The 9655-nt window shown below is 67.8% G+C and carries 10 protein-coding genes; 1 reads left to right on the forward strand and 9 read right to left on the reverse strand.

Features of this window, described 5'->3' with window-relative positions; translation table 11 throughout:
- Positions 1 to 39: 39 nt before the first annotated feature.
- Complete coding sequence (lysA, locus tag AC3WON_RS30510; RefSeq protein ID WP_492353421.1) at positions 40 to 1299, forward strand: diaminopimelate decarboxylase; 1260 nt, start codon at positions 40 to 42, stop codon at positions 1297 to 1299.
- A 19-nt stretch (positions 1300 to 1318) separates the two neighbouring features.
- Here the strand turns inward: lysA and msrQ are convergent, their stop codons facing one another.
- The 9 genes from msrQ to AC3WON_RS30555 all read right to left on the reverse strand — a co-directional run.
- Positions 1319 to 2020 carry a protein-methionine-sulfoxide reductase heme-binding subunit MsrQ gene (gene msrQ, locus AC3WON_RS30515; RefSeq protein ID WP_492320428.1) on the reverse strand — a complete coding sequence of 234 codons (702 nt, stop codon included), beginning with the start codon at positions 2018 to 2020 and terminating at the stop codon, positions 1319 to 1321.
- Positions 2020 to 3021: a protein-methionine-sulfoxide reductase catalytic subunit MsrP gene (gene msrP / locus AC3WON_RS30520; RefSeq protein ID WP_492353422.1), complete on the reverse strand. Its 1002-nt coding sequence runs from the start codon at positions 3019 to 3021 to the stop codon at positions 2020 to 2022. The genes msrQ and msrP overlap by 1 nt, the downstream gene beginning before the upstream one ends.
- A gap of 179 nt (positions 3022 to 3200) precedes the next feature.
- Complete coding sequence (locus AC3WON_RS30525) at positions 3201 to 4040, reverse strand: anti-sigma factor family protein (protein ID WP_492353423.1); 840 nt, start codon at positions 4038 to 4040, stop codon at positions 3201 to 3203.
- Positions 4037 to 4573: an RNA polymerase sigma factor gene (locus tag AC3WON_RS30530; protein ID WP_492320431.1), complete on the reverse strand. Its 537-nt coding sequence runs from the start codon at positions 4571 to 4573 to the stop codon at positions 4037 to 4039. The genes AC3WON_RS30525 and AC3WON_RS30530 overlap by 4 nt, the downstream gene beginning before the upstream one ends.
- Positions 4574 to 4600: 27 nt before the next feature.
- Complete coding sequence (locus tag AC3WON_RS30535; RefSeq protein WP_011616154.1) at positions 4601 to 5041, reverse strand: COG4315 family predicted lipoprotein; 441 nt, start codon at positions 5039 to 5041, stop codon at positions 4601 to 4603.
- A gap of 157 nt (positions 5042 to 5198) precedes the next feature.
- Positions 5199 to 6365, reverse strand: a complete 1167-nt coding sequence (ccsB, locus tag AC3WON_RS30540; protein WP_492320449.1) for a c-type cytochrome biogenesis protein CcsB — start codon at positions 6363 to 6365, stop codon at positions 5199 to 5201.
- A gap of 49 nt (positions 6366 to 6414) precedes the next feature.
- Positions 6415 to 8601: a cytochrome c biogenesis protein ResB gene (locus AC3WON_RS30545; protein WP_492353424.1), complete on the reverse strand. Its 2187-nt coding sequence runs from the start codon at positions 8599 to 8601 to the stop codon at positions 6415 to 6417.
- A 186-nt stretch (positions 8602 to 8787) separates the two neighbouring features.
- A complete protein-coding gene (locus AC3WON_RS30550; protein ID WP_010812367.1) occupies positions 8788 to 9447 on the reverse strand; it encodes a c-type cytochrome in 660 nt (219 codons plus the stop codon).
- Positions 9444 to 9655, reverse strand: a 212-nt coding sequence (locus AC3WON_RS30555; RefSeq protein ID WP_492353425.1) for a hypothetical protein, incomplete at its 5' end; no start/stop codon positions are given. The genes AC3WON_RS30550 and AC3WON_RS30555, both read right to left, overlap by 4 nt.

The following is a 9655-nucleotide window of genomic DNA, read 5'->3' on the forward strand; positions in this document are numbered from 1 at the left end:
GCCGGCCTCGTCCCCTGCCGCCTCCACCACCCGATAACCATGACCGCATTTTTCCATCGCCAGGACGGCGCGCTTGCCGTCGAGCAGGTGCCGCTGGCGCGCATCGCTGCTGAATTCGGCACGCCGACCTATGCGTACTCGCGCGCGGCGCTGACCGCTGCCTACCAGGCCTACGCCGCCGCCTGCCAGGGCCGCAAGGCGCAGGTCCAGTACGCCATGAAGGCAAACTCCAACCTGGCGGTGCTGCAGGTGCTTGCCAAGCTCGGTGCCGGCTTCGACATCGTCTCGGGCGGCGAACTCAAGCGCGTGCTGGCCGCCGGCGGCGACCCGCGCAAGGTGGTGTTCTCGGGCGTGGGCAAGAGCGCGGCGGAAATGGAACTGGCGCTGGCACATGACGTGCGTTGCTTCAATGTCGAGTCGATCCCCGAGCTGGACCGCCTCAACGAAGTGGCCGGCCGCGTGGGCAAGCGTGCGCGCGTGTCGCTGCGCATCAACCCGGACGTCGACGCCAAGACGCACCCGTATATCTCCACCGGCCTGAAGGGCAACAAGTTCGGCATCGCCTTCGAGGACGTGCTGCCGACCTACCGCGCCGCGGCCGCGCTGCCGCACCTGGAAGTGACCGGCATCGACTGCCATATCGGATCGCAGATCACCGAGGTCGAGCCCTATCTGGAAGCGCTGGACAAGGTGCTGGACGTGGTCGAGGCGCTCGAGCGCGACGGCATCCGCCTGGAGCATATCGACGTGGGCGGCGGCCTGGGCATCACCTACACCGACGAAACCCCGCCGGACATCACCGGCTTTGCCACCACGCTGCTGGAACGCGTGGCCGCGCGCGGCCACGGCCACCGCGAGGTGCTGTTCGAGCCGGGCCGCTCGCTGGTGGGCAACGCCGGCGTGCTGCTGACGCAGGTGGAGTTCCTCAAGCCCGGCGCGGCCAAGAACTTCTGCATCGTCGATGCCGCCATGAACGACCTGGCTCGCCCGGCCATGTACGAGGCCTACCACCGCATCGAGCCGGTGGTGCTGCGCGACGCGCAAGCGGTGACCTACGACATCGTCGGCCCGGTGTGCGAATCCGGTGACTGGCTCGGCCGCGACCGCGCGCTGGCAGTGCAGCCGGGCGACCTGCTGGCAGTGATGTCGGCCGGCGCCTACGGCTTCACCATGAGCTCCAACTACAACACCCGCCCGCGCGCCGCCGAAGTGATGGTCGATGGCGCCAGGGTGCACCTGGTGCGCGAGCGCGAACTGGTCGAGGACTTGTTCCGCGACGAACGCCTGCTGCAGGATTAAATCCCAAAGCCCGGCCCGCCTACGTGGCGGGCTGGCGCACCCCCTCGGCGGGCTTGCGCAGCCGCCACCACAGCCGCATCCCCAGCAGCATGAACACCACCGCCGCGTAGATCGACACTTCGCCAAAGTCGTTCTTGCCCGCCTTGTGCCACCAGTAGTGCAGGATGGCCAGCACCGCGATCGCATAGACCAGCTTGTGCAGCGCCTGCCAGCGCTTGCCGCCCAGCCAGCGCACCATACCGTTGGTCGAGGTCAGCGCCAGCGGGACCATCAGCATGAAGGCGGTGAACCCGACCGTGATGAAGGGCCGCTTGTACACGTCCTTGATCATGTAGGCGAGGTCAAATCCGCGGTCCACGCCGATCCACAGCAGGAAGTGCTGCAGGCCGTAGAAGAACGCGAACAGGCCCAGCATGCGCCGCAGCTTGATCAGCCAGTTCCAGCCGGTGAGGCGGCGTAGCGGGGTGATGGTCAGCGTCAGGCACAGCATCACCAGCGTCCAGGTGCCGGTGGAGCGCGTCACGAATTCAAGCGGATTGGCGCCGAACTGCTCCGTGGCGCCCAGGTACAGCAGCCGTACGAACGGCAGCAGCGCCAGCAGCCAGACCGCAAGCTTGAGCGCGCGCACGCGCTGCGGCGACAGCGTGGCCAGGCCGGCCGGCTTGCGCGCCGCCACGGCGGCGGCGCTGGTGGAAGAGGTAGCCATGCGCTCGCCTTGCATCAGAAAAACTTCTTCAGGTCCATGCCCTGGTACAGCGACGCCACCTGCTGGCCGTAGCCATTGAACGGCAGGGTCTTGCGCTTGGGTGCGAACAACGCGCCAAAGCCGCTGCCGCGCTCCTCGCCGATGCGGCGCTCGGTAGCCTGGCTCCAGCGCGGATGGTCCACGTCCGGGTTCACGTTCGAATAGAAGCCGTATTCCTGCGGCGCGGCCAGGTTCCAGCTGGTGGGCGGCTGCTTGTCGACAAAGCGGATCTTCACGATCGACTTGGCGCTCTTGAAGCCGTACTTCCACGGCACCACCATGCGCACCGGCGCGCCGTTCTGGTTGGGCAGGACCTCGCCGTACAGGCCGAAAGTCAGCAGCGCGAGCGGGTGCATGGCCTCGTCCATGCGCAGGCCCTCGCTGTACGGCCAGTCGAGCACGCCGCTGCTGACGCCGGGCATCTGCTTCTTGTCGGCCAGCGTGATGAACTGGATGTACCTGGCACCAGGCTGCGGCTCGACGCGCCGGATCAGCTCGGCCAGCGGGTAGCCGATCCACGGGATCACCATCGACCAACCCTCCACGCAGCGCAGGCGGTAGACGCGCTCTTCCATTGCCGCCAGCTTCATCAGCTCGTCCAGGTCATAGACCTTGGGCTTCTTCACCAGCCCCTCCACCGACACCTGCCATGGGCGCGGGCGCAGCGTGCCGGCGTTGCGCGCCGGGTCGGACTTGTCGGTGCCGAATTCGTAGAAGTTGTTGTAGGTGGTGACGTCCTCGAAGGGCGTGCGCTTGTCGGTGATGACATAGGCGTTGTTGGGCGTGGCGGCCAGCTTCTGGCCGTGCTGCCCCTGCGCCAGGGCCTGGCGCGCAAACCACGGCGCCAGCGTGCTGCCGGCGGCGCCGGCCGCGGCCAGCGCCAGCACGCGGCGGCGCGCTTCGAAGACGTGACGGGGCGTGATCTCGCCGGCGGCGATATCGCCGCCGCGCAACCATTTGGGGGTAGGGATCAGCATGGTTTTCCTCGTTGCCTGGCCGTGCCGGCGCCGGTCGCGCCCACACGCTTGCAGGATTGGACTCTGGCCTTGGTCGGAGAGTGCGGGCCAGTCCTGACAGTTTTTTGTGCCTGCGTCGGAATGCCGCGGATCATGAGGTGCCAGGCACACGCAATGTGCCGCCGGCACCTCGCGCGCGGCTATCCGCCCTGGTACTGCTGGTACACCACCTTCGCCACCGTGAGCAGCCGCGCCCGTTCCAGCGGGCCCGCCAGCGCAAAGCCCAGGTCGCGGTCGATCCAGTAGAAGGCCATCATCGGGTCGCGGCCGGCGGCTGGCCGCCTGGAGCCTGCGCCTGGCATGCGCTCGACGCGGAAGCCCGTATCGGGCGTGCCCTGTGCCATGCGCCGCAGCTGCAGCGACAGGCGCGTACCGTCGTCCGCTTCATACATCAGGATGGCCGACGGGCCGCCTTCGGCCACGCCCAGGCGGCCGCCGATCAAGTGGAAGCCCTGCGCGCGCAGGTCCGGCACCTGCAGCGCCGTGCCCAGGCGCTTGGACAGCCATGCGATCAGGTGGGCCTCTTCCGTCGCCGCGACTTCAACCGGGTGGCGCATTTCCGGAGCGTAGACCGCATGCGTCGCCAGCGCCTCGCGCGCAAAGCGCTCGCCGGGCGCCAGCACCAGCGTGCTGCTGCCAAGGCGGTCATGCGCCAGCCAGCCGAGAGCGCCGCCCACCGCCAGCAGCGCCACCGACGCGCAGGTGGCCGCCAGCGCCATGGCCCAGCGCGGCTTGGTTCGCGCGGCATTGCGCTTGCGATCTCCGTGCAGCCCCGGCGGCAAGGCCGCGAGCGGTACGGGTTCGTTCAGTACGGGATCCAGCGCCCCGTGCAGGGCATCGGCCTGCCGGCGCCAGACTGCGACCTGTGCCGCCGCCTCCGGGTGCTGCGCCAGGTACGCCTCCACGGCGGCGCGCCGCGCGCCGGAAAGCTGGCCATCGGCGTAGGCATGTAGATCGGCTTCGTGGATGGCGGACATCATTTCACCCGCTGCAGGGGGCTGGCGGCGGCAGGCCGGGCCGGGCCGGCGCCGTCGAGCAGCCGCCGCATCTGCTCGCGCGCCCGCGCCAGGCGCGACATCACCGTGCCCTGCGGAATATCGAGCACGCGCGCGGCCTCGGCGTACGTCAGTTGTTCCAGGCTGACCAGCAGCAGCACCGCGCGCTGCGCCTCCGGCAGTTGCGCCAGCGCCTGCACCAGGTCGCGGCGCAGGCCGGGGTCGTCAGCGGGGGCGCTGACCTCGGGCAGCGTCTCGGTGGTGACCACCAGTTCCTTCCTGCGCACGGTATTCAGGCGCAGGCGGTGCATCAGGGTCAGCAGCCACGGCAGCAGGCCATCGGCGCCGTCGCCCCACCAGGCGCCGGGGCGCAGGCGGAAGCGCCAGCGGTAGCGCAGCGCGCGCTCGAGCGTGTCCTGCACCAGGTCGTCGGCCAGCGCCGCGTCACCGGTGAGGCCGCGCGCATGGCGCCGCAGCCGCGGCGCCAGCGCGACGAGCTGGCCGTCAAACCCTTCCATGCCGTGGCTGCGGTGGCTGCCGAAGCGTCAGGGTTTGGCCACGTGCCAGACGTTGTTGAGGTTGTCGCCGGTGCGGTCGCCCGGCTTGGCGTCCTTGGCAAAGCGGTACAGCGGCATGCCGCGGTACGCCCACTGCTTGCCGCCGTCATCGCGCGTGATGATGGTGTACTGGCCCGACGCATTGCTGCCAGGCGCGGCCATCAGCGGCGGCCAGTTGGTGGCGCACGGGCCATTGCAGGCGCTCTTGCCGCTGCCGGCGGTGTCGCGGTCGAAGGTGTACAGCGTCAGGCCCTGCGGATCGGTCAGCACGCCACTGGTCACCTTCACCGTGGGCGGCAAGTTGCCGGCGCCGCCGCCACCGCCCAGGCCCATGCCGGAACAACCGGCGAGCAGGACAGCCGCACAGCCGAGCGCGAGCGCGGCGGGACGAACGAGGGATGCTGCAGTGGTAAGACGCACACGTGCCATGATCTTGTTCTCCATACAAACCGGTACCGCCAGCCGGCACCGCTCCTCAAGTAAACACCGGATGTGACGCCTTTATTCCATGGGCATCCAGAAAAATTGAAAAAAGACGAAAAAAACCTGCCCGGAGGCAGGTTTTGCATTGCAGCATGGCGCCGCGTCACAGTTCGCCGTAGCTGTGCAGGCCCGACAGGAACATGTTGACGCCCAGGAACGCAAAGGTCGTCACCAGCAGGCCGACCAGCGCCCACCAGGCCGCCACCGTGCCGCGCAGGCCCTTCATCAGCCGCATGTGCAGCCACGCCGCGTAGTTCAGCCAGACGATCAGCGCCCAGGTTTCCTTCGGGTCCCAGCTCCAGTAGCCGCCCCAGGCCTCGGCCGCCCACAGCGCGCCCAGGATGGTGGCGATGGTGAAGAAGGCAAAGCCGACTGCGATGGCCTTGTACATCACATCATCGAGCAGCTCCAGCGATGGCAGGCGTTCAGCCAGGATGCCGCGCTGCTTGAGCAGGTAGGCCACCGAGACCATCGCCGCCAGCGCAAAGGTGCCGTAGCCGATAAAGTTGGCCGGCACATGGATCTTCATCCACCAGCTTTGCAGCGCCGGCACCAGCGGCTGGATCTCCTGCGCATTGCGGCTGACCGTGTACCACAGCAGGAAGCCCACCGCGGCCGACACCACCAGCATCACGAACGGGCCCAGCGCGCGCGTGGCGTAGCGGCCTTCGTAGTAGAGGTAGAACAGCGAAGTGATCAGCGTGAACAGCACGAACACTTCATACAGGTTGGAAATGGGGATGTGGCCGATGTCCGTGCCGATCAGGTAGGACTCGTACCAGCGCACCAGCAGGCCGGTGAAGCCCAGCACCACCGCGCCCCAGCACAGCTTGCTGCCGATGCTGTAGCCCGTGTTCGAGCGCGCCGCCAGCCCGAGCCAGTAGAACAGCGTGGACAGGAACACCAGCGCGCTCATCCACAGGATGGCCGACTGGCTTGACAGGAAATACTTCAGGAAGAAGGCCTGGTCCGCGCGCGCCAGCTGCCCCTGGTAGAGCTGGATCGCGAACAGCGACAGCGCGGTGAGCGCCAGCATCAGCGGGCGCACCGCCTTCCAGTGCCAGCCGAGCAGTGCGAACGCAGGCACGGCGCCGATCAGCACGGCCTTGTCGTAGCCGTCCATCCACTGCCCGTATTGCGACAGCGCCACGCCGGCGCCAACTGCCAGCGCCAGCGCAAAGAGCCAGTCCACCCAGGTCAGGCGGCGCAGGAAGGAAGGTTCGAGATAGGCCTCGTCAGCGCCGGTGTCGGCGCGCGTGGTGCCGCGCATGGCGGGACCGGCCTGGTTCACATTTGAGGACATAGCGTACCTGCTCAATTCAGTGGGGGGTGCCGGCGGGCTCGGGCGCCTCGCTGCGGCCCCCTGCGGCGCGGCCGATATCGTCGCGCAGCGCCGTGAATTCCTTTTCGAAATCCATCGTGCGGCGCTGGGTCGACATCGCCATCAGCACATGGCTGCCAGGCTCGGTGTCGCCCTCGGCGGGCTTGTCTTTCACCCAGATCCAGACCCGGCGCTCACGGATATAGAACATCGCGAACACGCCCAGCACCAGCAGCAGACAGCCAAGATACACGATGTTCTTGCCCGGCGCACGGGTCAGCTGGAACACGCTGGCCTTGATCTCCTTGAAGTCGTCGAGCTGCAGGAACACCGGCGCGCCGTAGAAGAAACTGTCCGACAGCGCGTTGATGGCCTGCTGCAGGAAGGTGCCGCTCTGGGCGCTGTTGGCTACCACCGGCAGCTTGTCCTGGGCGCGCGCCAGCTGCCACAGCTCCCACATCGACCCGTTCAGGATCTTCAGGAGCACGTCGGCGGCCTTCTGCTGCTCGGCCGGGGGCACGGATTTCTCCAGGAACGCGGCGATCGCGGTGAAGCCGCCCGGGGGCGAATCCGGCGTAGGCCGCGTGGCGCCTGCGAACAGGTCGAGCGCACGCAGCGAGCTTTCGGCCAGCTGGCGGCGCAGGTCGACCTTGTCATCGCCTGGCATCGAGGCCAGCGCAAATCGGCGCGCGGCCTCGCCGCGCAGCGCGCGGTCCTGCAGCGCGGCGCGCAGGCGCATCCAGTCGGCCACGCTGCCCTGGTCGTCGGCGGGGATGCGCAGATAGCGGAATTGTTCGCTGGGCGATTCGCGCATGCCGGCCAGGAACACCGACTGGCCGTCCATCTGCACCGGCACCATGTAGTTGTTGAACTCGCGCGCCTGGCCGGTGCGGTCGCGCAGCTTGTATTGCACCGACGGGCCGACATTGCGCAGCGTCTTGGCGCGGTCGGTGCTGGCGGCGGCGCCCAGGTGCTTTTCCAGGGTCTCGTTGAACGATTTGCGCGCCACGCCACGCGCGTCGGGCTTGCCCGAGGCATCGGTGACGTTCTCGATATTCATCAGCCGGAAGTCGCTGAACTCGACCGTCAGGCCATCGCTGTCGGCGCTGGTGCCGGTGCCCGCCAGCGGCTTGTTGCCGCCCACCGCGCCATCGATGGTGAAGGTGGCGTGGCCGCTGCCCTGCATCGGGTAGCCGACGAATTTCAGGCGCGAGCCGCCGTCCTCGAAGCTGGACTGGTAGATGGCGATGCCGTCGACGATCAGGGGCTCGTTCACCTTGATGGTGGCCTCGGTCTGCTTGCCGGTCGCGCGGTCGGTCACGATCACATCCGAGGCAAACAGCTTGGGCATGCCGGTCTCGTAGAAATCGACCTTGAACTTCTTGAGCGTGATCGCGAACGGCAGGTCCTGCACCAGCGCGCCGTCCGAAATGTTCAGGATCGCGGTGGAGACGGTCGAGCCCTCGGGCACGTAGGCGTTGCCGCGAAAGCCCGGGTTGCTCGCCGACAGCCGGTGCTGCGGCGGGATCTCGCTGATGACCGCGTTGCCGCTGATCGGGGTCTTGCCGCCCAGCCACATCTGCGCGCGGATCAGCAGGTCGCCGTCCAGCAGGCCGCCGATGCAGATCACCACGATGGCGGTGTGCGCCAGGATATAGCCGGCCTTGTTGGCCGCGCCGGCCTTGGCCGCCAGCAGCGTGGCGCCGTCATGCTCGACCGCCTTGAGGCGGTAGCCGCGGTTGCGCAGCAGCGCCGACAGGCGGCTCACCGCCTCGGTGCGCGGGCGCGCGCCGTCGAATTCGCCGCGGTGATGGAAGGCGCGCAGGCTGCGCTCGCGCACATGGTCCTTCCACGAGCGCATGTCCGCCACCATCCTGGGCGCATTGCGGATCAGGCAAAGGCTGGTCGACACCACCAGGAAGGCCAGGATCAGCAGGAACCACCAGGAACCGTAGACCTTCTGCAGCGACAGCGTGTGGAACACATCGGCCCAGAACGGCCCGAACTGGTTGACGTAGTTGGGATACGGCTCGTTCTGCTTGAGCACGGTGCCGATCACGCTGGCGATGGAGATCACCGTCAGCAGCGCGATCGCGAAGCGCATCGAGGACAACAATTCGACCGCGTCGCGCAGCACGCGGTGAGAGGTCTTCAGGTGCAGCCCTGAAGTGGAAGCGGTCGACATGTGCAGGGAAACCTAAAACAACGTGCGGCTGGAAATGAAAAAAGGGCGGACCTGCTTTGGCAAGCAGGCCACCCTTTTCGATTGTGACAGGCGCGTTCGGTTGCATGCCGCGGCCCCCCGCCGGAACGGGGGACCGCCAAACCAACGCGCCGGCGCCTGGCGGGCGCCAGCGGAGTCGCGGAATCGTTATCGAACGCCGGCGACGTAATCCGCCACCGCCTTGATCTCGGCATCCGACATCTTGGCGGCGATGGTTGTCATGACCGGGTTGTTCTTGCGGGTGCCCTGGCGGAATGCCACCAGTTGTGCCTCGGTATAGTCCGCCCACTGGCCGCCGATGCGCGGGTACTGGGCGGGGATGCCGGCGGCAGTAGGACCGTGGCAGGCGGCGCAGGCGGGCACGCCCTTGGCTGCGATGCCGCCGCGGTAGATCTTCTGGCCGGCTTCGATGGTGTCCTTGTTCTTGGCGGTGGCCGGCTTGAGCGACTGCTTGGCCAGGTAGGCGCCGACGTTGCGCATTTCCTCGTCGGTCAGTACCGATGCCATCGGCACCATGATCGCGTTGTTGCGTGCCTTGGACTTGAAGTCGGCCAGCTGCTTGTGGACGTACTCGGGATGCTGGGCGGCCAGCTTCGGGTTGGCGGCGGCAGCGCTGTTGCCGGCGGCGCCGTGGCAGCTCAGGCAGGCGGGCACATTGCGGTCGGGGGCACCTTGCGTGTACAGCGTTTCACCCTTGGCCGGGTCAGCCTTTGCGGCGGCCTGCTCTGCGGCAGATGCCATTCCGGAAAGGGCGGCGGCAGGAACGGCCAAAGCCAGGACACCCAGAATCTTCGCAATGCGGTTCATTCGCACACCTTCTCTGAATTGTTTTGGATACCGTGATGCGTGCCGCCCCGGCGCTTTGCCGGCGGTGAGGACGCACCGGTGCAAAGGCTGGTATCGTGGCCACCCGCGCGCGGCTGACCGATCCGCAAAGCGCTGGCCGACGGGGTCTCGCGCGAGATCATCGTGCTGGTCGGCGCGCCCGACTGGCAGCAGGCCAGGACCGCCGCAC

The organism is Cupriavidus sp. FW305-46, from assembly GCF_058787075.1.